Genomic DNA, 25,019 nt, shown 5'->3' on the forward strand with positions numbered 1-25,019 from the left:
AACAACGCTGAGCAGCAAGGAGCAGCCACCATGGCGCACGATATCGCCAACATTCTGCAGCAGGACCACGAACGTCTCGATCGCATGTTGGAAGACGCAGCCCAGGCCGTGCAAGACGCGCGCTGGGAAGAGGCGACAAAAACGCTGGAAAGCTTCCGCCGTGGCATCGTCGAGGGACACATGGCGGTGGAAGAAAGTCTGCTGTTTCCGGCCTTCGAGGCTTGGGAAGGCGGTGAGGATCATGCCCTGACGGCATTGTTGCGCAAAGGGCATCGCGATCTACAGGTGTTTTTCAGTGAGATGGCCGACGCCATTACCGCCCACGACGCGGAAGAATTCGGCGATCTGCTGAGCACCGTGCAGACCATTCTCAAACAACACGATGCCAAGGAGGAGAGCGAGGTCTATCCCCATCTGGCTGAGGCGGTAGCCGATGGCGGCGAATTGGCGGCAAAACGGTTGCTTGCGGGGCAGGAGCAAGGGTCATGAGCGAATTTCGTGGCTGCGAGCTGCCGGAGGAACTGTTCTATGATCTGGATTATGTCTGGGTACGCCCCGAGGGCGAGGGGATCTTCACCCTTGGCGTGACCGATCCCGCCCAAACGATGTCCGGACGCCTGCAAAAGGCGCGCATCAAAAAGCTTGGCACCAAAATCGACGCGGGCAGACACGTCGCGACCCTGGAGAGCGGCAAGTGGGCCGGTGGCGTTCCTGTTCCCTTCGCCGGCGAAGTCGTCGATCGCAACGATGCCCTCATCACCGATCCCCACCTCATCAACATCGACCCCTATGGCGATGCCTGGATCGCGCGTGTCCGTGCCGACGACCCGGAGCATGCCCTGGATACGCTCCACACCGGCGTCGAGGCCATCGAAGCGCTCAAGGCCTGGATTCAGCGCTACGACGTTCAGTGTATGCGCTGTTCCGACTGATCGTGGGCTATTTCTCTCTCCATCCCAGCCCACCCTTCCGCCTGGACCTCACGGTTTGGGGATTGCGCCGTCAGGCCCACAATGCGATGGACGTCTGGGAGCAGGACGCCTACCTACGTACCTGGAACTATGGAGAGACACGGCTGGCCCTGCGCTTGTGGCAAACCCGAGGTGTGGAGGAGCCCATGCTCGAGGGAGAAATTTACGCAGGCCCCGATGACGACCGTGCCATCGCCTGGGTGTGCGAACGCCTGCAGTGGATTCTCGGCCTCGATCGTGACCTGACCCCCTGGTATGTCTTCGCGGCCGAGGACCCGCGCCTGGCGAGCCTCCGCGAGCGTTACCGAGGATTTCGCCCGCCGCGCTTTGACTCCCTCTATGAGGGACTCATCAATGCCGTCGCCTGCCAACAGGTGAGCCTGCAGGTAGGCATCCTCTTGCTCAATCGCTTGTGTCGGGTCTGCGAAGGGGATAGTGGGGGCCTAAATCAAACCCTTCTTTTTCCAACCCCCCAGCAACTTTTGGAGCAAGAGCCGGAGTTATTGCGAAGCCTGGGCTTCAGCCGGCAAAAAGTGCGGGGCTTACGCGCCGTGGCGGAGGCCGCCCGCGCTGGCGATTTGGACGAAAGGGCGTGGCAAGGAATGCCCGCAGAAGCGATCCGGGAACGATTGACGCAGATCCCCGGAATCGGACGCTGGTCGGCGGAATATGTGCTTCTGCGGGCCTTGGGCCGCCTCGATATATTTCCCGGCGACGATGTAGGCGGACGCAAGGGTCTCCTGCGCTGGCTCGGCGCTGAGGCAAGGGCTGTCGGCTACGAAGACACCCTGGCCCATCTGAAAGCCTGGGCACCCTTTGCGGGTATGGTATATTTTTTCATGCTGTTACGCCGCTTGGAGGAAGCGGGCTACATCGCTTGAAACTCAGAAGCATGCTACGATCATACCACGCTCGTATGGCGCGTAACTTGCGACGAAGCGCGCGGGTAGTGAACAGAGAGAACTGCAGAGGGATCCCTGGTGGCAAGCAACCCACGATTCCACATTGGTGATCGTGTGATCTGGAACTCAGAGGCCGGCTGGGTGACCGGAAAAATCATCGCGATTCACGAAAACGATTTCCCCGTTCATGGATATATCCATCATGCCACGCCCGACGCACCCCAGTATGCCATACGTAGCGATAAAACTGAGCACGTGGCATATCATAAAGGGAGCGCCCTGCAGCGGTTGGAAGCCGGCGAATGTCCGTCTACCTGAAGGCGTTTTCCTTTCGGCTCGATCTGGCTGCACAGGATTTGGCGCCAGCCTATTTTGCCTTGGTCATGGCCACCGGCGTGCTGTCTCTGACCAGTAACACCTTCGGTTTTCATCTTCTTGCCCGCTATCTTTTCATACTCAACATCTTCTTCTATAGCATCCTATGGATTCTTACCTTATGGAGATTCTTGTATTTTTCCAAGCGCTTGTGGAATGACGTTCTCGACTATCAACGCGGCCCTGGATTTTTTTCTATGGTGGCCGCCTCCAGCGTGCTTGGCAGTCAATTTATTTCATTGGATGGATTTCATAGCGTCGCCCAGGGACTCTGGCTTTTTGGTGTTGTGCTGTGGTTGCTTTTGAATTACGGAATTTTTACGCTCTACACAATACGGGTGGACAAGCCCAAACTAGAACACGGTATCAGTGGGATTTGGTTGCTTGCGGTGGTCGCAGTACAGTCCTTGGCCGTACTGGCGTTACAGCTGGATAGCCCGTGGAGCGCGTTGCATCGTCTGGAATACAACTTTATTGCGCTATCCTTATGGCTATGGGGAGGCATGCTATATATCTGGATTATGGTATTAATTTTTTATAGATACAACTTCTTCCGATTTTATGCAGAAGATCTGGTTCCACCCTACTGGATCAATATGGGTGCCATGGCTATTTCTACCTTGGCTGGCTCCTTGCTCATAGAACACGGGGGAAGTGCATCTTACCTCCATTCCTTGCTTCCGTTTGTCAGAGGATTTACTGTTTTCTATTGGGCTGCAGGCAGTTGGTGGATACCGCTGCTGATTGCTCTAGAAGTCTGGCGTCACGGTCACCATGGCCTGCCCTTCCGGTACGATCCCCAGTATTGGGGCATGGTCTTTCCCTTGGGCATGTACAGTCTGGCCACGCATGACATGGCAAAGAGCATGACGCTGCCGTTCTTGCAGCCGATTTCCAGCTTCTTCTTTATCTTGGCCTGGTGTGCCTGGATATTTGTTGTCATCAGTATGCTACGACGCTATAGCGTGTCCATTGCCTCAAACTGGTAGATTGCCAAGGCCCCAGAGTGGTAAGCGACCTGACGTGTAATCGTACCGCAAACCTGCGTGAACGACTGGGCAGCCATTCTTGTGGCATATGGGTCTAGTAATGTATGCCGGTCTCGCTGGAACGCGGATGCAAGCTCGCGTTTGCCGAAGGGCGTTGCGAGACCTCCACCAACCAATGCTGAAGCGCACAGAGATCCTCCGGAATCCCCAGCCCAACGCCATTACCGAAATCTACTGCGGCATAAAGCACGATATCTGCCACGGTAAAACGCTGAGGCACGATGGTGGCGCGTTCGGACAACAGAGAATTCAACCAGTACATACCGTCGCGCATCAGCGTCGTGAGGCCAGGCACACATTCTGGGAGAACAACCATGCGTTCTTGATACATGGTCAAGCCTTTTCCATAGTGAAAAGCGGCATAGAGGGGTTCGGTGATACGTCGCTCCACTCGCCGCTGCCACATTCGTGTTTCGGCTCGCTCTTGCGCGGTATTGCCAATGAGTGCGGGTTCCGGATGAATATCCTCCAGGTATTGAAAGATGGCACCGCTTTCTGCGAGCCAGAAGCCGTCATCTAGTTCCAACACCGGAACCTGGCCAGAAGGATTACGAGCCACGAACTCTGGCTTGCGATTCTCGCCCTTGTCGATATCTAGATCACGCATGGGAATAGTTATCCCCTTTTCGAGCAGAAACATACGTACTGCGCGTGGATTGGGGCGTGCGCCATGGTATAACAGCATAGATAGCCTCCAGAATGTCGCTTTCGAAATGCCGAATCCTAGTGCCAAAAACTCAGATAGAAGCGCGTCGGCCCCATGAACTCTACGCGGTGGGGCACATCCGGTGGGATCCAGACCGAATCATCGGCTCGGAGAACCCAGTGGCGTCCGCTTCCGTCTTCCAGGCAGTAACGCAACGCCCCCTCCAATACGGTGAGCCTCCCCCAGACCCCCGCCTTGACGCGGTGGTTGTGTTGCAATCCCTTAGGAGCGGTAGCCTCTGTGAATTCCGGCGTGCGCTCCTGTTCGTGCATGGGCGTCTGGGGTTTTAGAAGTGGATCCATATCGTCGTTTGCGCCCATATCCAAAAACTCCCTTTTTGGCATTACGTGTCGCCAGCGTTCAGCCTCTGGCAGAGCCGCTTTCTTTTGAATGATCACCGGCCATATTTGGGCCAATTGCGCATTCAGTTCCAGATATCCTTCACTCCCGTCCGGCATATCGACATCGCGAAAGATAGCATCGACCGGACACTCTGCAACACAAAGCGTACAATCGATGCATTCGCAAGGGTCGATCACCAAAAAATTAGGCCCCTCATGAAAACAATCGACCGGACAAACCGTAACGCAATCCGTATATTTGCACTGGATGCACGATTCCGTAACGACATGGGTCATGATGTCCTCCTGGGTTTATTCGAACGACTCGGCCAATGGTCCCAAACACTGAGCGCCAGGTGGACTAGCCAGAGCAAGGCCAAGATCCAGGCCAGTATGCGATGTGCCATGAGGCATATGCCGCAGCCGCGCCAAAGCGCAATCCCAAAAATGACCGTGACCGTGGCGGCTACCAGGAACCAACCCTCGAGCGCGGCATTGAGTCCGTCGCGCAGGGGAGCGTCATCGCTTCCCTGCAATTGACGGCGGAAGCTGTCACGATATGCTTCCGTGAGCAGGAAAATACGACGCAGATGTACCCGCCCGAGTTTTGTACCCAAAAGCCATGTCCACTCCCCCAGCAAAAAAAGGCTGGCAGCCAGGCCGTCCGCTATGTGCCAGGACAACGCGGCCGTCACACCCATCGCAAAAGCAAACCCGGAGATCAACTGGAAGGTAACGGTCAAGACCATACCCAACAGGAAAAGCCATGCCCAGAGAGGGCGTTGACTAACCCACGTACCGCCGTTCATGCACCGTTGTCCTCGGCACGCCGCCTTAGTGTCATGGCTGCACCCAGGGTTTTGGCCGACTTCGGGTTCAGGAGTTGCCGGGCGAGGGGGAAAATCTCGCCATCCTCCAGGGCAATGTGGGCGCGGTTCATCGTGATGAAGGGCTCAAGTCGCAGTGTACGCAGCTTTTCGGCAGAGATAAGGTCGCGCAGATCCTCCGCAAGATTCTGCCAGGCCGCTTCCAACTGGCGGTGTTGATCCGTTAAGTTGCGTAGGGGGGCGCGCAAGGCCCCTGGGAAGTCGGGCTGCGCTAAAAGCCAGGGAAAGAGCCCGAACTCCTCATCGGCATGGTGGGCTGGGCCGGCAAGATCAAAATAGCGCAGGATGCGCGCAGCGGCTGTCCGAAGTTCACTGTCCACCCCGTACCGTTCCAGATGCTCGGGAAACCGCTCCAGGATGTCGCAGTGCTTCTCTATGCGCCGGTGGCAGGCCAACAAGAGCCCTACCGGATCGTCAAAGGAAGGTGCGGGTGTATCCATCAAATCCATAGCATGACTCCCATCGAGCACACCGAGATCCTCTAATCATCGCGCGCTGTCGTTGGCGTTCAGCAAACGCGACGCTCCGACCCCCTGGCCTGCCGCCGAACCCGGCAATCAGTCGCCCCGTTCCCGCCACGATGAGGCAACACCTCGATCCTTGCCTTGATTTTGGTCAAGAATCATCGCTCACCGCAGTTGCCCGCCAGCAACATCGCCACCCCTGTCTCATCGTAGTCTACACTCAATGGAGATGCGAGACGTCGGGGGGTGTCCTCGCGTGGGTGAAGCCTCGCGAGTATGAGTTTTTGATCTCGTGGAATTGGAGGAGGACTATGAGTCATCTATTGGATCGGTTGAAATTTTTGGTGCGAGATCAAGAAACCTTCGCCGATGGCCACGGTGTAAAATTGCGCGACGACCGTCAGTGGGAAGACGCCTACCGTCATCGTTGGCGCTACGACAAGGTCGTGCGCACGACCCATGGGGTCAATTGCACCGGTGGATGCAGCTGGAACGTGCACGTCAAAAATGGCCTCGTGGTGTTTGAGATGCAGGCCCACGACTATCCCGAAACCCGCCCAGACCTTCCCAATCACGAGCCTCGCGGGTGTCAAAGAGGTGCCAGCTTCTCCTGGTACCTCTACAGCCCACATCGCATCAAATACCCCATGGTGCGCGGACGATTGCTGGAGCTCTACCGCGCTGAGAAAGCGCTGGGTAAGGATCCGGTAGAGGCTTGGCGGGCGATTCAGGAGGATCCTCGCAAGCGGAGCAGCTACGTTGCCGTACGCGGCTTGGGTGGCTTCGTTCGCAGCTCTTGGGACGAAGTCAATGAGATCATCGCCGCTGCCAATGTATATACCATATTGCAATATGGACCCGATCGCATTGCCGGATTTTCCGTTATCCCGGCCATGTCCATGATCAGTTATGCTTCAGGCGCCCGTTACCTCTCCCTCATCGGTGGTGTACCGTTGAGCTTTTACGACTGGTATTGTGACCTCCCGCCTTCTTCCCCCCAGGTCTGGGGAGAGCAAACCGATGTGCCAGAATCGGCCGACTGGTTCAACTCCAGCTATATCATCGTCGCGGGTACCAATATCCCCGCAACTCGAACACCGGACGCCCACTTTTATTCCGAGGTACGCTACAAAGGGACCAAGGTGGTCGCGATGGCACCGGACTACGCTGAATACGTCAAGTTTGCTGATGAATGGCTCCCCGTTCGCGCCGGGACCGATGCGGCATTCTTTTTGGCTATGGGGCATGTCGTGTTGCAGGAGTTCTATATCCAAAAAGAAGTACCCTACTTCATGGACTACGCTCGCCGTTTCACGGATCTACCCATGCAGGTAATGCTTCGGGCTCTGCCGGATGGACGCTATGCAAGTGACCGGTTTCTGCGTGCGAGTGATTTCGCGGACCAGCTGGGACAGTACTCCAATCCAGACTGGAAAACCGTTATTTTCGACGAGCTAAGCCATACTTACCGTTGTCCAAAAGGATCGATAGGATTCCGGTGGGATGAAGCTGAAGGCAACTGGAACCTGCTGCAAGAGGACGCCAGCAGTCATACATCCATTGTTGCCGAACTCTCGGCGCTGGGAAAGCCAAATATCGAACTCGTAACTGTGGTTTTTCCGCACTACGGCAAACGCGGCGAGGACACACCTACCTTGATGGAACGCACAGTTTGCGTCCGGCGCCTGCAGACAAAAGGGGGAGAATCCCTCGTCTGTTCGGTTTTTGATTTGTTACTGGCTCAGTATGGTGTGCTCCGACCTGGTGTGGAAGTAATGGAGGAGGATGAACGGGTTGCGGACTACAGGGATCCTGACCATTGCTTTACGCCGGGTTGGCAAGAGTCCATCACCGGTATATCCCAGGACGTGTGCGTGCGTATTGCTCGAGAGTTCGCGCAAAATGCTGCGGCAACGCAAGGTCGTTCCATGGTCATAGTGGGCGCGGGTACCAATCATTGGTACCACAACGACATGAACTATCGTGCGATCATTAACCTGGTACACCTTTGCGGTTGTGTCGGGCAAAGTGGCGGTGGCTGGGCGCATTATGTCGGACAAGAGGCGCTTCGCCCCCAGGCAGGATGGCTTCCCTTGGCCTTTGCCGGCGACTGGTATCCCCATGCACGCCAGGCCGCCGGAACGAGCTATTGGTATCTTCACACGGATCAATGGCGATACGAACGTGTGCATCCAGAACAGCTCCTGCAACCGGCTGCCAAGGCCAGCTATCGAGGCCACACGCTCGCGGACTATAATGTCGTCGCCGAGCGAATGGGTTGGTTGCCCGCAGCGCCGCACTTTGATCGTAATCCCCTGGAGATTATGGCGGACCTGGAACGGGAGGGACATTCTACGAATGCGGAAGCCACCGAGGCCGTTGTCACGGCCTTGCAAAGCGGTGAGCTACGATTCGCGAGTGAGGATATCGACCACCCCAATAATTGGCCACGCAATCTTTTCGTGTGGCGCAACAACCTGATTGGCACCAATGCCAAGGGACACGAGTATTTCCTCAAACACTTGCTAGGTGCGGAGAATGCCGTGTTGGGACAGGACGATGCAGGCTCTGCCAGTCAAGAGATACGATGGCGTGAGCGCGCGCCCATAGGCAAGCTGGATCTCATGGTCGACATCAACTTTCGCCTAAATAGTACCGGTGCCTACTCCGATATCATCTTGCCAACCGCTACCTGGTATGAAAAAAACGATCTCAACACGACCGATATGCATCCCTTCGTCCACCCTTTGGGGGCAGCGGTCGACCCGGGATGGGAAAGTCGCAGCGATTGGCAGATTTTTCGGCATATTGCGCAGCAGTTCTCCCAACTTGCCCAAAAGCACCTGGGTACCCGAAAAGATCTTTTGGCGCTAGCTCTACTGCACGATAGCCCCGATGAACTAGGTCAGGCCATAGGCATCGACGACTGGAAAAAGAAGGGCACACGTCCAGTACCGGGGCGGAATTGCCCTCGTTTAGAGATCGTGACGCGAGACTATACCCAAGTTTACCATCAATACTGCAGTATCGGGCCACGACTGAAAGACTCGGGCAACGGTGCGAAAGGGGAGCATTGGGAAGCCGGACAGGAAATAGAGGAATTGCTGCATATTAACGGTGCATTCCCAGATCACGGCAAGGCCGAGCCACCGCGTCCATCCCTCAGCGCAGATATACACGCCTGCGACATGGTCCTACACCTCTCTCCGGAAACCAACGGTGAGGTGGCATACAAGGCCTGGCGTTCCCTGGAGAAGAAAACGGGTCTGGAACTGACTCAACTCGCGGCGAACCGACGCGATGAGAAATTCCATTTTCACGATCTTCAGGTACAGCCTCGGAAAGTCATTTCCTCGCCCACGTGGAGCGGGCTGATGTCTGAGGAAGTGAGTTACAATGCAGGACACATCAACGTGCATAATGCCGTTCCCTACCGAACGTTGACAGGGCGAGGCCAATTTTACCTGGACCATGAATGGTTTCTGGATTTTGGTGAGGGACTGTGTACTTACCGCCCACCGCTACCCACTCTAGCGGTTCACGGCTTACCTGAACGCTTCGATACCACGAATGGCCTTGTGTTGCGGTTCCTCACCCCTCACGACAAATGGGGCATTCACAGTACCTATCACGATGATCTACGTATGCTTCACCTCTCTCGAGGCGGCCCACATATCTGGATCAGCGAAAGAGACGCGGAAAGCCTGGGGATTGCCGATAACGACTGGCTCGAAGGGATCAACGAAAATGGTGCATTGATGGCCCGCGCGGTGGTCAGCCAAAGGATTCCCGAAGGCGTGGCCATCATGTACCACCAGCAGGAAAACACCATCAACGTCCCGGGCTCTCCGAGCACGGGCAAACGTGGTGGTATCAACAACAGCGCCACTCGCGTCATCGTCAAACCTACCCATATGGTTGGGGGCTATGCCCAGCTGGCCTGGACATTGAACTATTACGGCCCCGTAGGTAGTCAGCGCGATTCAGAAATTCTCATCCGCAAGGTGAGTGACGCACAAATTCACTGGCTGGAAGCGCCCTTATCGGCACGGGACGAGGCCAATCTTAGACAGGCCGTGGAGGATTCTCAGTGAAAGTTCGCGCGCAATTTGCTCTGGTTTTTAATCTCGACAAGTGTATCGGCTGTCATACCTGTTCCGTAACCTGCAAGAATACCTGGACCAACCGTCGCGGCACTGAATACATCTGGTTCAATAATGTCGAAACCAAACCCGGCATAGGCTACCCCAAAAACTGGGAACATCAGGATCACTGGCGCGGCGGCTGGGTGCGTAAGAACGGCAGGTTGCAGTTGAAGCAAGGCGGACGCTTTTGGGAGTTGATGACAATATTTGCCAACCCACACCTTCCAGAAATTCTCGACTACTATGAGCCGTTTTCTTTCAATTATAGCCATCTAGTCGATAGCGCACTTGTGGAAACGGCACCTGTGGCTCGACCCGTATCCCTGGTGAGTGGACGCACACTAGACAAGATCGAATGGAGCGCCAACTGGGAAGACCAACTGGGCGGAACGTATAAAACCCGCTCAGTAGATTACAACCTGCGGGATGTGCCCGATAGCGAACTGCTTGGCGAATTCGAAAAAACCTTTTTTTTCTATCTACCGCGCATGTGCAACCATTGCCTTAATCCGGCTTGCGTAGCCGCATGCCCGTCGGGCGCGATCTATAAGCGAGGAGAAGACGGCATTGTGCTTATTGATCAGGATCGTTGTCGGGGATGGCGTATGTGCATTTCCGCCTGCCCCTACAAGAAAGTATATTTTAATTGGGAATCTGGGAAGTCGGAAAAGTGTATTGCGTGTTATCCTCGAGTAGAGTCCGGTCTACCGACTATCTGTTCCGACACGTGCGTCGGCCGTATCCGCTATAACGGCATCATGCTGTACGACGCGGACCGTATTGCCGAGTACGCCAACACCGAAAACCTCGAAGACCTTTATGAAGCACAGCTCAAGATCTTCCTGGATCCACACGATCCCGAAGTTATAGCCCAGGCTCGCTTGGATGGCATTCCCGATTCATGGATCGACGCAGCTCAACGATCGCCAATTTATAAAATGGCCGTCGACTGGAAAATAGCACTTCCCCTGCACCCAGAATTTCGCACCTTGCCCATGGTTTGGTACGTTCCGCCACTGTCGCCCATGGGCCGTGAGATTCATCCCAAGCGCATACCGCAAAGCGCAGAGGAGGTGCTTCCTCGATTGGAATCGTTACGGATTCCCATCGACTATCTGGCTAGCCTCTTCACCGCAGGCAAGCATGAACCAGTAATCGCGGCGTTGACCAAACTGATCGCGATGCGTGCCTATCAACGCAGCCTGCATGTAGACAAGCGCGCTAATTTAGAGGTTTTGGCGGGCGCGGATCTCGATGCTGCTACGGCGCACGAGATGTATCGCTACCTTGCCCTTGCCCATTACCAAGATCGTTTTGTCATCCCCACAAGCCACCAGGAAACCATGATGGACGATCCGTACGATTTCCAGGGGCAGAATGGTTTTGTCTTCGGTAACGATAGCAGCACCGGTATCAGCGGGGCTGAGATTTTCCCCAAGCGCCGCAAGGAGAGCCCCGGCGCAAACGTGCAACCCTTACACTTCCGTCCCCATCGATAGAAACCAATATGATTCGCCAACCTCTGTTTCACATCCTCGCCCTGCTGTTGGACTATCCGGACAACGCGCTGCGCACCGCCCTTCCGGAACTCCGCACGGACCTGCTTGCAGAAGTCCGTCTGCTCTCATCTGAGCGAAGCGTGGTACTACAGCATATCGACTGGATGGAGATGCAAGAGCCGCTCGCACTGGAGGCGAAGTATGTCGAGACCTTCGACTGGACTCCAAGCTGCGACTTGCATTTGAGCACGCATCTTCTACCAGAAGACGACCGCGGCCGAGGGTCTGTGCTATTACGTTTACTGGAGCACTATTCGGCCCACGGTTGGATCCCCAGTAATCACTGTCTGCCCGATTACCTACCGGTGATTCTTGACTTTGCCGCCACACTCACCACGGAGGAGAGTCGCGTCTTTCTGGCGGGCGCGCAGGAGTCGATCTCGATCCTTGAGCGAAATCTGCGCGCCGTTCACAGTCCATATGCAGATCTGGTGGCGATAATCCTTCCGTATGCACAACTCGTTGACAAGCTTCGAGCAGGAGTGGAGTCATGATCTGGTCTTGGAATTATTTTTTCTTTGGCGTCTATCCTTTCATTGCCGGGACGACATTCCTTGTCGGATCGGCAATCCGTTATGAGCGTGAGCAGTACGGTTGGTCAAGTTTCTCCAGCCAGATACTTGCATCAAAACGCTACATGATGTGGGCAAGTAATCTCTGGCATGTCGGTATTCTCACCCTCTTTCTTGGCCATTTTACTGGGTTTCTCACGAACATTCTCGAGTGGTTAGGGGCTGATCCTGTCGAACACCAGTGGATTGCCGCCAGTGCTGGAATCACCGCAGGTGTGCTTGCCATGATCGGGGGGCTCATGCTCCTGCTTCGGCGGCTTCTCGATCCCAAAGTCCGGTATGCTAGCCGCTTTATGGATATTTTTATTCTCGTGTGGTTGTTGATTACTCTGAGCTTTGGGCTGGGTACCCAGTTTATCAGCGTCCCGGACGCGGTATCGGGGCACGTTCAGAACATGCAGATCTTGATCCAGTATGTGCGGAGCATAGCGACATTCCAGCCGGATCCCGCTCTTATTCGCACTATTCCCATTATTTACAAGATCCATATGTTTTGTGGAATGACCGTCTTTCTGCTTTTTCCTTTTAGTAGACTGGTACATATCTGGACTGTGCCCTTGAATTACGCTATACGACCTTATCAGCTGGTGCGGGCCAAAATTCGTTCGGTCATATAGGGATACGAAATGAACGACAAGAACGTACGAGGACTCCAGCAATGGGTGAGTTCAATTGGTCCAGACGTGCTCGTTACGCGGATGGAAGCGCAACTGGAGAAATCTCGATTCACACTCTTTGGTCGTATTGATCACGCGCATGCTGCAAGGAGTGCCGGTTTGTTCCTTCCTTTTTGCACAGTGCTCATATTTGGCAGGCCAAGCGGTGGTACCGAACTCATGCGGGTTTTTCCAACACTCGCAATCGACTTGCCGAGCAAGATCCTTGTCTACCAGCGTGAGGCCGACGTATCCGTAGTTGCGTTTACCGATTTGTCATATACTGTCGAGCGCCATGGACTCCAGGGTGACAGGCTCCTGGCTCAAGTGGACGCCTTCGACCGAGAGGTTCACACCATTATTTCGACTGTCCTAACCGATTCGGGATGAATAAATCGATACGGTAGGGTACAAACACCGGAGGAACAATTCATGGCGCAGAATGACGTGAACATTCAGGGTTCACCACGTAGCGTTCTGGCTGGAGCGACTATCGGTTTCTTTATTGGTGCGGGATCGGTATCTCTCTACGGGCCAACCGCACACATCTTTGTGCAAGCCATGCATCTATCTCCCACTCAAATTGGCTGGCTCGTCGGCATGCCTATGCTAACCGGTGCTCTTCTTCGCATACCGTTTGGTGCCTCTGTTGATCATAACGGGGGACGTGTCCCTTTCTTGGTCCTGCTCGTGGCGTCTTTGGTTGGGATAGCTGGACTCTACTGGATGCTATTGACCTTGTATCCGAATCATCTTGATGCACACTCTTATCCCTACTTGCTAGCGCTCGGCGCGCTTGCGGGCAGCGGTATTGCCACATTCTCCGTAGGCGTTGGACAGGTGTCCTACTGGTATCCGAGAAAAAAGCAAGGCGAAGCTTTGGCCGTTTTTGGCGGTTTAGGAGATTCATCTCCTGGATTTGTTGCACTCATTCTGCCAAGTGTGATACTGATGACCGGACTCTGGTCTGGTTATTTATTCTCCCTGGCCATGATTATCTTGGGAATTTTGCTTTATTATTTCCTGGGCAAAAACGCACCGTATTTTCAGTATATTCACCATATGGAGAAAAATGCAGCGATAGATCATGCTAAAGCGAATGGCGAGGAATTATTTCCTACAGGAGGTGTTTGGCATTCACTCAGTTTATCTGCGAGTCATTGGCGCACCTGGCCTCTAGTCGGGCTGTACTTTACCAATTTTGGCGGCTTTCTTGCGCTTACGGTCTGGCTTCCCACCTTTTGGGAGAGCTATTATCACACCAAGACCATGACCGCCGTCATTCTTACAGCATCCTTCTCTTTACTCGCTGCTTTCATTCGCGTCTGGGGTGGAGCGCTCGCGGATCGGGAGGGTGGTGAGAAAATTGCGATTATTTCGTTAACCATCTTACTCGGTGGTGCGGTCATCATGACCCTTTCACAAACCTTCTGGTTGACGGTAATCGGAGAATTCCTCGTGGGAGCCGGCATGGGCATAAACAACGGTGCCGTTTTCAAGCTGGTGCCCCATTACGTACCAGATGCGGTTGGCGGTGCGTCGGGTTGGGTTGGCGGTCTCGGCTGTCTGGGCGGCTTCGCGGTGCCTCCGCTCCTGGGAGGATTCGTCGATCGCTTTGGCACTCAGGGATATCCTCTTGGGTACAGCGTATATATCGGCCTGGCAGTCGTGAGCTTACTGTTGGTCTGGATTTTGGTTAGGACGCGAGACCACGTAGCTGGAGGACACTCCATTTCTCCGATGCATTGATCGGATGACACGTTTTAGTTTCCGAGTTTGGTCGCCCGATGTTGCTGATCGTGAGATTCTTGTACGAGACCACGCAAAAAGTCAGCCAGGACCAGAGCGCCGTTGTGCTGCTGGTCGTGGGCCGCATAGAGGAGCACCAGGTCCTGACCCGCGGCGGCCGTGAGCAAGGCTTGCGCTTCCGGTACACGATCTTGCAGTTCCGCCAAGTAGCGCTGCCGGAACTCCTCCCAAAGGGCGGGATCGTGGTGGAACCACTGCCGTAGCGCGGTGCTGGGGGCAAGATTCCTGGCCCAATTGACCAGAGAGAGATCGGTTTTGCGCTGCCCCCGTGGCCATAAGCGCTCGACGAGGACGCGGTATCCGGCCGGAATGGGCTTGTCGTAAACATGCCAGATTCGAATGGCAAGAGGCCCGGACGACCCCGGATGTTCCGGTTCATGGAATGTGTTCTGGCTGCTTTCTTCGTGGTTAATCAAGGGCAACCCTCCTCATGCGACTCTCATGCCGGCAAAGCATTTTCAGCTCCTGTAGCGAATCCGCACGCCCAGCACGTTGCGCTCAGTCTGCCTTTGGGTTCGATGATCATCACGTCTCCAGCGTTTCTACCCAGTGAAGATCCATGAGAGGTCGATGAGCGGCTATCCCTTCGCGTGCAGCATCGGCTTTTCCCCAGACATTCCAGAGCAGCACACCCTCCACCCAGTCACCATCCCCATAATAGACTACCGCCTTCCCACCCCCTGGCGGGGCGGCTACGCGTAGTACTCGCTGAGAATCGCAGCGTCCCACAGCTTCGAAACCCAGTTCGAAAAGGTCACTGAAGAAGAGGGACTGATGTCGGAAGGGTTCCGACCTACCGGCCATAGCTCGCCCCGCCGCCCTTCCGGTCGCCTCAGCATTGTCCCAATGTTCCAGACGACAAGGTTCTTGCCACACTGGGTCAGGATAGGTGGCTAGATCCCCAGCAGCCCAGATGCGGGAGTCACTGCTGCGCAACTCCGTATTGACCAGAACTCCGCCCTTGTCCAGAGTAAGGCCCGCCTGTTGGGCAAGCTCGAGATTACTCTCCATGCCCAGAGCATAGACCAGGAGATCGCAAGCTATGGGTGCCTGGGTTGTGAAGTGCGCCCGCACACTTCCATCCTCCCAGTCGAGACCTTCCAAGCGGTGTTGTGGATGGAGTTGAACTCCTGCCTTGCCGTAACGGGCAAGGACCACCTTTTGCAAAGTTGGGGGTAAAACATGGGCTAAGGGCGCGTTTCCAGCAAAAGCGTGGTGGACTTTCAGGCCCTCTTGCCGAGAGAGCGCTGCGGCCAGTTCTGCACCGAGGAAACCTCCCCCTACCACCAGCACGGTGAGGCCCGGTCGAGCAGCAGCTTGTAGCCGTTCGTAGTCCTGGAAGTTGCGCAGCGTGAAGACGCGATCCCGCAAGGTGGCGATGGCGAGCTCCGGCTGTCGCGCACGGCCCCCGGTCGCCAGAAGGAGTCGCTCGTAGCGGTAGATCCTTCCCGAGGCACTGGTGAGGGTCCGCGCTCCAGCATCCAGTTCGATCACGGCGTCTCCCAAGTGTATCTGCACCGAAAGGCCGTCCCATTCGGCGGCAGATCGTAGGGGCAACTCCTCTACGGTGTCTTTGCCCGTCCAGAGTCCTTTGGATAAGGGCGGCCGCTGATAAGGCAACTGCCTTTCAGCACCGAGCATTAGCAGCTTGCCTCTGTTGTCCAGCTCACGGATGGCCACGGCCGCCTCGGCAGCAGCTGGACCCGTGCCAACGATGACATAATCCCAACTGGAAATCTCGTCCATTACCTCGGCCTTATGAACCCTCGGTTTTTGTGTGCTGTCCCCATACCGATCCACAGCCTCACACGCTCCAGTATAGACTGCATGTTGACAACATGCCGGAGCTCCCTAGCTACTTGCCACAGTACGGATCGCTAGCTATTCCTGGCGATTATCCTCTGTGCCAATCGCCGCGCTCGCTTGAGTTCTCCCGCGTAGATGCGGCTCTCATATCCGCGTGTCGGGGTAGTTGTGATGGGCTCGAGGACGTTTTTCGGGCCCTCTTGGTGGATGTCGATGTGCGCGATCATGGACAGGCCCGGGCGCAAGGGGTAGCGGCGGATCTCTGCCCGCCGCAAGCTAATTCGAATCGGCACCCGCTCAACGATATGGATGTAGTTGCCCGTCGCGTTTTCTGGAGGCAGAACGGCAAAGGCACTGCCGGCGCCGGGCAGGAGCCCCTGAACGGTGCCGTGAAAGATGACACGGTCGCCGTAGTAATAGCTCTCCAGTCGCACCGGTTGCCCTGGCCGCAGATGGGCCATCTGGGTTTCTTTGACGTTGGCAACTACCCAGAGATCATCCAAGGGCACGATGGTGAAGAGCCGCTCTCCCGGGTGAATCATCAGACCGGGGTAGGCGCTGCGCTGGACTACGAAACCACTGATGGGAGCCCGCAGATCGCGCCTGGCCCAGTCGATATAGCGGCGCTCTAGATCGGCCACCGCCGCCCGCACCTGCGGGTTATTTTGCAGGGTGGTGCCTTCCACCAGTGCTTGTGCTGCCTGGAGTTTGGCCGCCGTTGCGGCGATCTCTGCCTGCAGTGCGTTTACGTCCTGCGTAGTGTCAGCAATCTGAATGGTGGCTACGGCGCCGCTCGCCTGCGCGCCACGGTACCGCTGGAGATCATCGCGTAGCTTCGTCAATTGTGCCTGTTGGGCGCGGAGTTTTGCTTGAGTTTCCTGTACTGCGGCAAATTCCTGGCGCAGTTGTCGCACCGTGCGTCCCAAGGCGGCCTCGCTGGCTTGCAGAGCCAGCAGACTACGGTCTCCCTGGAGACTCGCGAGGATGGTGCCGGCGCGCACATATTCGGTGTTTTCCACATATACCCGCCGGATCGTCCCCGCGCTTTGCGCCTGGACGGGTGTGACATTCCCCTCGACGTAGGCATCGTTGGTAGCAATACGCCGACTGCCTACCAGCACCCACCACGCCGCCCACCCCATCAGCAGCAAGGCGAGAATGAGGCCAAATACGAGGTAATTACGACGGGAACGAATAGGCGTTTGGGAAAGGTCTTCTGACAACTCAGCCATCCTTTATCGTATGTCGATATCCTCCGCCCAAAGCGGACTCCAGTAGCGCCCAGTTTTGCCAACGTGCGGTGGTAATAGCCGTTCGCCGTTGGCGAACCTGAACGCAGGTGATTTCTGCCGCGATGCTGGGCAGAGCATCACTCAGGCCCTGGCGCCAGGCTTGCTGGCGCAACTCCCACTGTGACTGCGCCGCTGCCGCGGCGTGGCGCTGGGCCCGTTCTTGGCGTGCTAGCTTCTGCGCCGTGCTCAGGCGATCGGCAATTTGGCGTAACGCTGCCAAGAGGGTGCTCCGATAGCGATCCTGGGCAGCAAGAAAGACCGCATTCTGCGCCCGCAGGTGGGCACGTAGGGCTCCTCCCTCGAAAATCGGCAAGGTAATGACCGGACCGACGGCATGGGCGAAATTCCCCGGATTAAATAGATCGCCCAGGTGGATACTGTTCCAACCGGCGAGCAGACGGAGATTGATGTTTGGGTAGAAGGCAGCCCGTGCCGCCCCAACCTCTGCCGCTGCCGCTTGCACGGCCCAGCGGGCGGCGACGATGTCGGGGCGCCGAGCAAGCAATCGCAATGGGAGATTCTTCGGCAACCCCAGTGCTGGGGAGAGCGCCTGCTTCGTGATGGTAGCGGACCCTATCGTCATGGAAGGCCCTTCGCCGCAGAGTGCGGCCAGGGCATGCTTCTCGGCAGCAATGGCCGCTTGCAGCTTGGCGATGCGCTGGGCGGACTCGGCTAGGGCTAGATCTTCGGCATGGATCTGGCTGGCATTGAACAAACCTTGTTGAAAACCACCCTCTGCCACGGCCTTGGCCTGCTCTTGCAGGGTATGCAGATGTTCTGTCTGCTGGAGCAAGCGTCGGTCACCTTCGAGAGCGAAATACTGGACGACGACCGCCGTACTGACCAATAGCCGTGCCTGGGCTGCCTCCGCCTGGTTCATGGCCAAGCGACCGCGAGCTGCCCGCACCAGATCGCGATCCTGCCCCCAAAGATCGACGTGATAGTGGATGTCGATGGGATTCAGTGCGCCAAAAGTATTGCTCGTGCCATTGGCGCTGAGATGCAGACCTTGGGCGGAAAAATATTGCTGCGTGAGTGCAAAATCGGCATCGAAATGGGGCAAGAGCCGTGATCGCGCAGCGCCGACATCGGCTTGTGCCAGCAGTACCTTTGCCGCTGCGGCTCGTAGATCCGGATTCCGCGCGAAAGCGATCTGTACCAGACGGTTAAGTTCCGGATCGTTCGCACTCCGCCACCACTCTTGGGCGGGCCAGGGTGCCGCGGCTATCCCGGTGGGTCTGGGAATGTCTAAATCCACCTGATCTTTCGGATTGTTGGGTAGCTGCTCAGGTAGGCGCGCGCAGCCGCCCACCACGAGCGAGAGGCACAGCACAGTCGATGCAATTCGTATATTCATGGTTCCACCAGCTCGGCGATGGCCGTCTGCTCCGCAATACTCTCGGAACTCTTTTCCTTTGGCACTCGTGACAGCAGGCTCCATAGGGCCAGCCCACCAAAAATCCCAGCAGCCAGGTAAAAAATCTCGTTGAAGGCGAGCATGGCAGCGTGTTGCCGCACCGACGCCGCGAGCAAGCCGGGAACATTAGCAAAATGGCGCTCGGCGGCATGCCAAAAGAGCAGATTACTGCCCTGCACCTCCACCAGAAAATGGCGATGGAGATCCAAACGCCGTTCCCACAAGGCTGCTACGAGGGGAATTCCCAGGGCCTGACCGGTACTGCGGAGGAGATTCAACGCGACCGCAGCACGCTGTTCCGACGGGCCAGAAAGCCCCCAGAGCCCGATCCGTGCCCAGGCAGCAAACGCCCCACCAAGACCCAAGCCCACGAGCATGGGCGCCTCGACGAGGCTACTAGGCGAGACCGGAAGGTCATAACTGGAAAGCCACCACGCAGCCCCACTGAGCAAAAGCAAGGAAATTAGCGCCAGTGGGCGAGGATCGTGGCGGCCCAAATACCAGTGCGAGAAGGTAGCGCTTGCGGGTGCAAAAATGGCCAGACTGAGAAGAATTTCGCCAATGGCGCGAGCACTGTAGCCAAAACTGAGCTGATACTGAACGATGAGTAACGCCAGCGTACCCTGAAATACCAGAGCGGTGAGAAAAACGCCGAGGGCTGCAACGCGAAAATTGACATAGCGAAAACTGCGCAAATCCAACGCTGGCAGGGTCTGTCGTCGCAGCCACCAGACGGTCGCCCCCCCCAACACCAGAGTCAGCACCGCCAGCAGGCGAATCTCCGGCGAGCGCCACCAGTCGTCTTTACTCCCCAGATTGCAAAGCATTTGCAGGGTTACCAGGCTCGCCACCAAAAGGGCATAGCCCAACCAGTCCATCGATGGCCGTTCCTCTTGGCGCTCCGGCGGCTCCCACAGCCATATACCCAGAAAACTCATCAGCAGAATGGGTAGATTGAGGAGGAATAACCACCGCCACCCCCATGCATCGTCAATCCAGCCACCAATAAAAGGCCCAATGGCAAAGGGCGTGATGGCGGCGATGCCCCAAAGAAATAAGCCGTGGTCGCGCCGGTCACTGTGGTAGTGGCGCAAGAGCAGGTTGAGGGAAAGGGGGATACTCAGCCCCCCAGCGAGGCCGGCGACAATGCGAGCGGCCAAAAACGGCACATATTCGCGCGTTGTGGCATTGACCAGCGACGCAAAAAAAATGGCTGCTAAACAAAAGAGTAGGCTATTACGATTGCCAAAACGTTGGCTGGCCCAGCGCCCCAGCGGCAGGCCCAAGCCCAAAGCCAGGAAGTACAGGTCTTGGGTCCAGTCACCATAGATCATATTGCGCCCCAAGGAGCCAATGACCCGGGGGATCATTGGCAGGTAGGCACCACCATTGAAGAGGACCAGGAAATGCTCCAGGCCAATAGCCAAGTTGACCGCAAGAAAGCGGCTAGGAACCGAATGAGCGCTGACACTTCGTAGTTGGCGATGAAGGATCCGAAACATGGTAGCTCTGAAAAATCCAGAGCGGAGCCTAGCAATGGTGAAGCTATAGAACTAATAGGAAGTAATGATAGAATCTATCGATCATGGCGATACCTACCCCTTCTCTTGAACTACTCGAAACCTTTCTCGTCGTAGCCGAGTGCGGCAGCGTGAGCAAAGCGGCCCACATCCTCCACCGCAGTCAGCCAGCCATCAGTGAGCGTCTGCAACGACTTACAGAACTTGTGGGAGAGCCCTTGTACTATGGCGTGGGCCGCGGCGTTCGCCTAACAGCAGCGGGTGAAGCCTATCTCGCCCCTGCCCGCCGCCTCCGGGATCTCAAACGGGAATGGTCAGACATGGTCCAGCGCCGGCGGCAGTTGCAGGAAGGCGTTCTCAAGATCGCCGCCACCAATACCGTAGCCAATTACTTTCTACCGCAGTATCTCGTGCGTTTTCGGCAGGACTACCCTGAGGTGGAACTGCAATTGCGCGGAGGAATCACCGACTGGTCCCAGTACTCTCTGCTGGACTGGGATCTCTTCTTTCTCGAGGAGGGCACACCGATGACGGGGCTGCCGCCCCACTATGCGGCTAGCCCCTGGCTCGAGGACGAGATTCTCGCCATTTTCCCCAGGGGGCACGCCTTTGCGGAAAAGCCTAATCTGGATTTAGCAGATCTGGCCAGCCAACCGCTGGTCTGGCGGGAGACGCAGTCGGGCATTCGCCAGCGTATACTGCAAGAGTTCCGTAAAATTGGCATCGAACCCAGCATTCGTATCGAAGTCAACGGTGTCGAAGCCATGGGGACGGCCGTAGCCGCAGGGTTGGGTATCGGCTTCATCACCAGTACCGCCTTGCGCCATCGCCACGATTGGGCAGTCGAGAGTCGCCGAGTTGGCGATCCGATCCATTGGACCCTATATCTGGTCGCCCCCAAAACCCCCTATCGCTCTCACACCATTGCTCGTTTTTTAGAATGCCTAGATCCAGCCAAATAAAAAACACCAAGGCGATGGCAGAGATTATTTTAAGTTATTAGAGGCGTTTTTAGAGGGGCACCTCGATCAACACCTAAAAATTCGATCCCGTGATGTGGCGAAGCCAACCACGGTTCAAAATGACGATTTCGAGCCGGTTTCTCCCACCATTTCAGGCTATTAGCCCGATTTTCCGATCTCTGGGCGCATTACGCCCCGAGAAAGTCCAAGCGACGCATGTTGTAAACAATGACCATCATGCCCATGGGAAAGTGGCGCGGGCCCGACCGATGGTGCGGGTCTACTTCCCGTCCCACTGGGTGATGGCAGCAAAGGCATGATCTTCCCGCGCGCACCTTGGCAATGCGCCGGTTCCGCCGCTCCTGGCAGGCAGAAAGCGTCTTGCCCTTCTTCGCTTTGCGTTTATGCGGGCTATAGTCTTGCTCCCAAAGGCGTTCCTCTCGTTCGGCCCTAACATACTCTTTATCGGCATAGATCTCGGCACTGGTATTCCTCTCGCCGAGCACTGCTTCCAAGTGCTGGGAATCATGGACTTTGGCGGTATCGGCAATCCAGGTCCGAACGAACTTGTGCTTGCGATCCAAGCTCACGGTGAATTTGTAGCCATGATGTGATTTGCCGTGCTTTTTGGTCCAGCTGGCATCTACGTCCTTCTGCCGCCTGCTCGGCGTCAATTAGCTTGTCCGCCAGGACAAGATAATTGTCGCTAAGCAGCCGCCGCTTGGCGGGCTTCCAGTCCGCAGGGACTGCATTTTGCTCGAGCTGTTCTATATCTTCCTTCGTGAAATGCTGCTTGGGGGCGGGTACCAAGGTGGCATCGACAATTTGCCCTGCATGGGCCTCCAGGCCGTGCGCGCGGATTTGCCGGTCCAACTCGGCGAAGAGTGCGCTAACCCCGTCCACCCCAGTTCGGTTCTCAAAGTTCCAGATCGTGGTCCGATCGGGTATGTTGCGGGAGCGATCCAGACCACTAAAGCGCCGGAAACTGCGACGATTCAGCAATTGGAACTCGGTCTGCTCGTCCGACAGACCATGCAGACGCTTCACCACCAAGACACGGATCATCGCTTCCCTTGGGTACGGCGGCCGACCACCTCTCGGCTGCTCTGGACGGGGAGCAATGCGCTCGACCGCTTGCGCCGAAGCAGAAATCGACCACCGCCTCGATCTTCTGCAGCGGATCCCCGATGACGTCCACCTTATGGACGTACCCCCCATCGGCCAGTAGGTCCTTCTTCGCCGCACTCCAGCGCGCAATCATCCCGTCTATCTCACTGCAATTCGGCCTACCGCCATTCGACCAATACCCGCGGGCATGGGGTTTTTCGAGCCGCCCCTCTCAAACAACGCTGCGATCGTGCTGTTGGTCGGCAAGCTGCTGGCCGAGCAGACGGAAGAGTGGCAAGTAATTCGCCGCCACATGAACCAAGAGTGTTTGGTGCAGGTCGTAGGCTCTGACATCCTGACGGCCCAGGTACTGATCAACGATCCGCAGACCGCGTGAGATGACGACATTGGAGATCCACTTTTACACCTCTTGACGGGACGCAACTGAGCTCATTATGACTTTTTTTGTGTAAGGTTGTTCTAGTGCGTCAGCAGCTCCACCCATCGGGCATATAACTGACGAGAAATATCGGCCAAACTGGCACATTTCTGAGCTAAATCGCGTGTGATCTCATCGACCGATTGTACGCCAACCCCGGTGTTTTTCAAGTCTTCCGCCATTGCCAACGTCCACGATCGAACAATGGTCTCGGTTACCTCGGGATGACCCTGTAGAGCCAAACAATGCTGCCCAATAGAAAATGCTTGATTGGCACAAATGGCGCTAGATAAAATAGGTATGCCACCCTCTGGTAGCATGAAGGTTTCCCCGTGCCAATGAAAAAGGAGAAATGATTCCGGTAGCCCTTTCAGCCATAAACTTCTGCGTCCCGCAACGGTTTTCTGAACCGGAAACCATCCTATCTCTGGCCCGGATGGATTTGCAATAACTTGCGCACCCATAGCCTTGGCGATAAGCTGAGCACCCAAACAATGTCCTAAGGTTGGTTTCTCAGCTTTGATGGTCGCCCTAATTAGTTGCATTTCATCTGAAAGCCATGGGTATCGATCTTCATCGTTTGCACTCATGGGGCCACCCATAATTACTAGACCGGAATAAGCATTAGAATTTTTAGGTACGGGCACTCCAAGATCAAGCCGATGGATGGTGGGATGATGATCGCTTTCCAAGAATATCTCTTCTAAAAGCCCTAATCCTTCCTCAGGATGATGTTGTAACACAAGAATATTGCTCACAAGAGACCTCTACCTGATTAATCAAATTAATATCGATTCGAACGGTTACCAAAATCCGCTTCCAGTCTTTAACCTTCATCCCTCCGTGAGAGGGTATCCCTCCGAATCCTGCGTGGCAACAACGCTCTACTGTCGTCCGCGCACTGCAGCACCTTCACGGTCCAGTAGCGACACCACGCGATTTGAGGTAATCATACATCAGGGAGCGATTCTCAACGCTAGAGCCGCTCACTCTCCGGGAGCAAGGACTCCGCAGCGTCGATCAGGTCTCGCTCGGCCGCAAGCACATCCCCCCGAGCGCGCTCCCGTTCCACAAGTGGAGATCAAGCGCGAGATGTGCGCGGGTTTTACGTCAAGATAGTCCGCTAGAGCTTTCAGGTCGTCCTTGATCTGCGCCTGCATGGACTGAATGCCTTGCCGACGATGGTGAATGTCTTCAATGACTTCACGGGCTTTGTGGTCAAGTTCCAGCGTATTTTTCCTTGGTGTTGCAACTCAAACGGTAGGGGCAGGTGTGGAGCACGGATATCACGTATGTTCGGCTGAAGCAGGGGTTTGTCTACCTGGTCGCCATCATGGACTGGTATAGCCGCAAGGTCTTGAGCTGGAGAATCCGCAACACGATGGACACGGCCTTTTGTGTCGATTGCCTGGAAGAAGCGTTACCGCGTTACGGAGCCCCGGAGATCTTCAATTCGGATCAAGGCAGCCAGTAGTTCACCAGCGCGGCCTTCGTCGGCGTGCTCAAGGCCCGCGATGTGCGGATCAGCATGGATGGGCGTGGCCGAGCCTTGGACAATGTCTTTGTGGGGCGCCTGTGGCGATCCGTGAAGTACGAGGACATCTACCTGAAGGGCTACGCGGGTGTGCCGGACTTGTTGCTAGGGCTTACCGAGTACTTCGGGCGCTACAATACCCTTCGCCCCCATCAATCGCTGGGCTACGCCACCCCCGATCTCGTCTATCGGACTGGGCAGGGCGGTGGTGCCTGTATCGTGGACAAGTATCCAAAAGCGGACCGAAAGGTCATCGAGGAGGTCGTGGGGCAGCGCCAATCCGCTGCGAATGAGGACGCCAGCACTAGCTTAAACTGACCTGTTTTTGGTCTTGACTAATGGGTCCACCGTAACACACCAACCGTTGCCCTCGCGGCGCGACTGGCCGGTTACGTCCTGTTTGGCGCCGGATCCACCCCAAAAGGCACCCATTTGTGTGACCAATTCGCGCACAAACTAGAGCCAGCACCGCCTACAAAGTTTTTTGTCATGAGTTGTCATGTGTT

The 25,019-nt window shown here is 56.1% G+C and carries 23 protein-coding genes and 2 pseudogenes; 14 read left to right on the forward strand and 11 right to left on the reverse strand.

Annotated features, from left to right (window positions below):
- Positions 1-30: 30 nt before the first annotated feature.
- The 5 genes from ACAty_RS08640 to ACAty_RS08655 all read left to right on the forward strand — a co-directional run bounded on the left by ACAty_RS08640 (position 31) and on the right by ACAty_RS08655 (position 3,237).
- Positions 31-489: a hemerythrin domain-containing protein gene (locus ACAty_RS08640; protein WP_004872023.1), complete on the forward strand. Its 459-nt coding sequence runs from the start codon at positions 31-33 to the stop codon at positions 487-489.
- A complete protein-coding gene (locus tag ACAty_RS08645; protein ID WP_004872024.1) occupies positions 486-932 on the forward strand; it encodes a glycine cleavage system protein H in 447 nt (148 codons plus the stop codon). The genes ACAty_RS08640 and ACAty_RS08645 overlap by 4 nt, the downstream gene beginning before the upstream one ends.
- Positions 911-1,852, forward strand: coding sequence for a DNA-3-methyladenine glycosylase family protein (locus ACAty_RS08650; RefSeq protein WP_153801821.1), 942 nt, complete (start codon positions 911-913; stop codon positions 1,850-1,852). The genes ACAty_RS08645 and ACAty_RS08650 overlap by 22 nt, the downstream gene beginning before the upstream one ends.
- A 135-nt stretch (positions 1,853-1,987) precedes the next feature.
- Positions 1,988-2,191, forward strand: coding sequence for a hypervirulence associated TUDOR domain-containing protein (locus ACAty_RS15405; RefSeq protein WP_226047789.1), 204 nt, complete (start codon positions 1,988-1,990; stop codon positions 2,189-2,191).
- Entirely contained in the window at positions 2,176-3,237 is a 1,062-nt protein-coding gene (locus tag ACAty_RS08655; RefSeq protein ID WP_014003116.1) for a tellurite resistance/C4-dicarboxylate transporter family protein, read from the forward strand. Before ACAty_RS15405 ends, ACAty_RS08655 begins: the two co-directional genes overlap by 16 nt.
- A gap of 94 nt (positions 3,238-3,331) precedes the next feature.
- Here ACAty_RS08655 and ACAty_RS08660 read toward each other — a convergent pair whose 3' ends face one another.
- The 4 genes from ACAty_RS08660 to ACAty_RS08675 are packed head-to-tail and all read right to left on the reverse strand — an operon-like array spanning position 3,332 to position 5,680.
- Positions 3,332-3,982, reverse strand: a complete 651-nt coding sequence (locus ACAty_RS08660; protein WP_004872770.1) for a glutathione S-transferase family protein — start codon at positions 3,980-3,982, stop codon at positions 3,332-3,334.
- A gap of 38 nt (positions 3,983-4,020) precedes the next feature.
- Positions 4,021-4,641, reverse strand: a complete 621-nt coding sequence (gene fdxA / locus ACAty_RS16845) for a ferredoxin FdxA (protein ID WP_004872772.1) — start codon at positions 4,639-4,641, stop codon at positions 4,021-4,023.
- Positions 4,638-5,153: a hypothetical protein gene (locus tag ACAty_RS08670; protein ID WP_038472009.1), complete on the reverse strand. Its 516-nt coding sequence runs from the start codon at positions 5,151-5,153 to the stop codon at positions 4,638-4,640. Before ACAty_RS08670 ends, fdxA begins: the two co-directional genes overlap by 4 nt.
- Positions 5,150-5,680, reverse strand: a complete 531-nt coding sequence (locus ACAty_RS08675) for a hemerythrin domain-containing protein (protein WP_004872774.1) — start codon at positions 5,678-5,680, stop codon at positions 5,150-5,152. The genes ACAty_RS08670 and ACAty_RS08675 overlap by 4 nt, the downstream gene beginning before the upstream one ends.
- 326 nt (positions 5,681-6,006) lie before the next feature.
- Here ACAty_RS08675 and ACAty_RS08680 point away from each other — a divergent pair, with 326 nt between their 5' ends.
- From ACAty_RS08680 to ACAty_RS08705, 6 genes are read left to right on the forward strand one after another with little or no spacing between them, the layout of a single operon-like run.
- Complete coding sequence (locus ACAty_RS08680) at positions 6,007-9,789, forward strand: nitrate reductase subunit alpha (RefSeq protein WP_004872776.1); 3,783 nt, start codon at positions 6,007-6,009, stop codon at positions 9,787-9,789.
- Entirely contained in the window at positions 9,786-11,339 is a 1,554-nt protein-coding gene (gene narH / locus ACAty_RS08685) for a nitrate reductase subunit beta (protein WP_004872778.1), read from the forward strand. Before ACAty_RS08680 ends, narH begins: the two co-directional genes overlap by 4 nt.
- A gap of 8 nt (positions 11,340-11,347) precedes the next feature.
- Positions 11,348-11,893 (forward strand): nitrate reductase molybdenum cofactor assembly chaperone, encoded by a 546-nt coding sequence (narJ, locus tag ACAty_RS08690; RefSeq protein WP_004872780.1) that lies wholly within the window; start codon positions 11,348-11,350, stop codon positions 11,891-11,893.
- Entirely contained in the window at positions 11,890-12,588 is a 699-nt protein-coding gene (gene narI, locus ACAty_RS08695; protein ID WP_004872781.1) for a respiratory nitrate reductase subunit gamma, read from the forward strand. Before narJ ends, narI begins: the two co-directional genes overlap by 4 nt.
- A gap of 9 nt (positions 12,589-12,597) precedes the next feature.
- Positions 12,598-13,017 (forward strand): DUF302 domain-containing protein, encoded by a 420-nt coding sequence (locus ACAty_RS08700; RefSeq protein WP_038472013.1) that lies wholly within the window; start codon positions 12,598-12,600, stop codon positions 13,015-13,017.
- 42 nt (positions 13,018-13,059) lie between these two features.
- Positions 13,060-14,376 (forward strand): MFS transporter, encoded by a 1,317-nt coding sequence (locus ACAty_RS08705; protein ID WP_004872782.1) that lies wholly within the window; start codon positions 13,060-13,062, stop codon positions 14,374-14,376.
- Positions 14,377-14,390: 14 nt separating this feature from the next.
- On the opposite strand, the gene ACAty_RS08710 is transcribed toward ACAty_RS08705, so the two are convergent.
- From ACAty_RS08710 to ACAty_RS08730, 5 genes are all read right to left on the reverse strand, one after another.
- Complete coding sequence (locus tag ACAty_RS08710) at positions 14,391-14,852, reverse strand: DUF488 domain-containing protein (RefSeq protein WP_198408158.1); 462 nt, start codon at positions 14,850-14,852, stop codon at positions 14,391-14,393.
- 109 nt (positions 14,853-14,961) lie between these two features.
- A complete protein-coding gene (locus tag ACAty_RS08715; protein WP_226047659.1) occupies positions 14,962-16,182 on the reverse strand; it encodes an NAD(P)/FAD-dependent oxidoreductase in 1,221 nt (406 codons plus the stop codon).
- Positions 16,183-16,313: 131 nt separating this feature from the next.
- The gene (locus ACAty_RS08720) at positions 16,314-17,474 is read right to left on the reverse strand and encodes an efflux RND transporter periplasmic adaptor subunit (protein ID WP_038472016.1); all 1,161 of its coding nucleotides are present in this window, start codon (positions 17,472-17,474) and stop codon (positions 16,314-16,316) included.
- Complete coding sequence (locus tag ACAty_RS08725; RefSeq protein ID WP_070114521.1) at positions 17,467-18,891, reverse strand: efflux transporter outer membrane subunit; 1,425 nt, start codon at positions 18,889-18,891, stop codon at positions 17,467-17,469. Before ACAty_RS08725 ends, ACAty_RS08720 begins: the two co-directional genes overlap by 8 nt.
- The gene (locus ACAty_RS08730; RefSeq protein WP_038472019.1) at positions 18,888-20,453 is read right to left on the reverse strand and encodes an MFS transporter; all 1,566 of its coding nucleotides are present in this window, start codon (positions 20,451-20,453) and stop codon (positions 18,888-18,890) included. The genes ACAty_RS08725 and ACAty_RS08730 overlap by 4 nt, the downstream gene beginning before the upstream one ends.
- A gap of 83 nt (positions 20,454-20,536) precedes the next feature.
- Between ACAty_RS08730 and ACAty_RS08735 the strand changes: the two genes are divergently transcribed.
- Positions 20,537-21,433, forward strand: coding sequence for a LysR family transcriptional regulator (locus tag ACAty_RS08735; RefSeq protein WP_038472022.1), 897 nt, complete (start codon positions 20,537-20,539; stop codon positions 21,431-21,433).
- A gap of 188 nt (positions 21,434-21,621) precedes the next feature.
- Here the strand turns inward: ACAty_RS08735 and ACAty_RS08740 are convergent.
- A pseudogene (locus tag ACAty_RS08740) lies at positions 21,622-22,694 on the reverse strand (IS5 family transposase).
- A 54-nt stretch (positions 22,695-22,748) separates the two neighbouring features.
- On the opposite strand from ACAty_RS08740, the gene ACAty_RS08745 reads away from it, so the two are divergent.
- Complete coding sequence (locus ACAty_RS08745; RefSeq protein WP_038472026.1) at positions 22,749-22,937, forward strand: hypothetical protein; 189 nt, start codon at positions 22,749-22,751, stop codon at positions 22,935-22,937.
- A gap of 83 nt (positions 22,938-23,020) precedes the next feature.
- Here ACAty_RS08745 and ACAty_RS15410 read toward each other — a convergent pair whose 3' ends face one another.
- On the reverse strand, positions 23,021-23,737 hold the full coding sequence (locus ACAty_RS15410; protein ID WP_082179262.1) for a type 1 glutamine amidotransferase: 717 nt from the start codon (positions 23,735-23,737) through the stop codon (positions 23,021-23,023).
- Between the two features lie 509 nt (positions 23,738-24,246).
- Between ACAty_RS15410 and ACAty_RS15890 the strand changes: the two are divergent.
- Positions 24,247-24,831, forward strand: a pseudogene (locus tag ACAty_RS15890) (transposase); the annotation flags it as partial.
- Positions 24,832-25,019: the final 188 nt, after the last annotated feature.

Source organism: Acidithiobacillus caldus ATCC 51756, from assembly GCF_000175575.2.
Taxonomy (GTDB): Bacteria; Pseudomonadota; Gammaproteobacteria; order Acidithiobacillales; family Acidithiobacillaceae; genus Acidithiobacillus_A; species Acidithiobacillus_A caldus.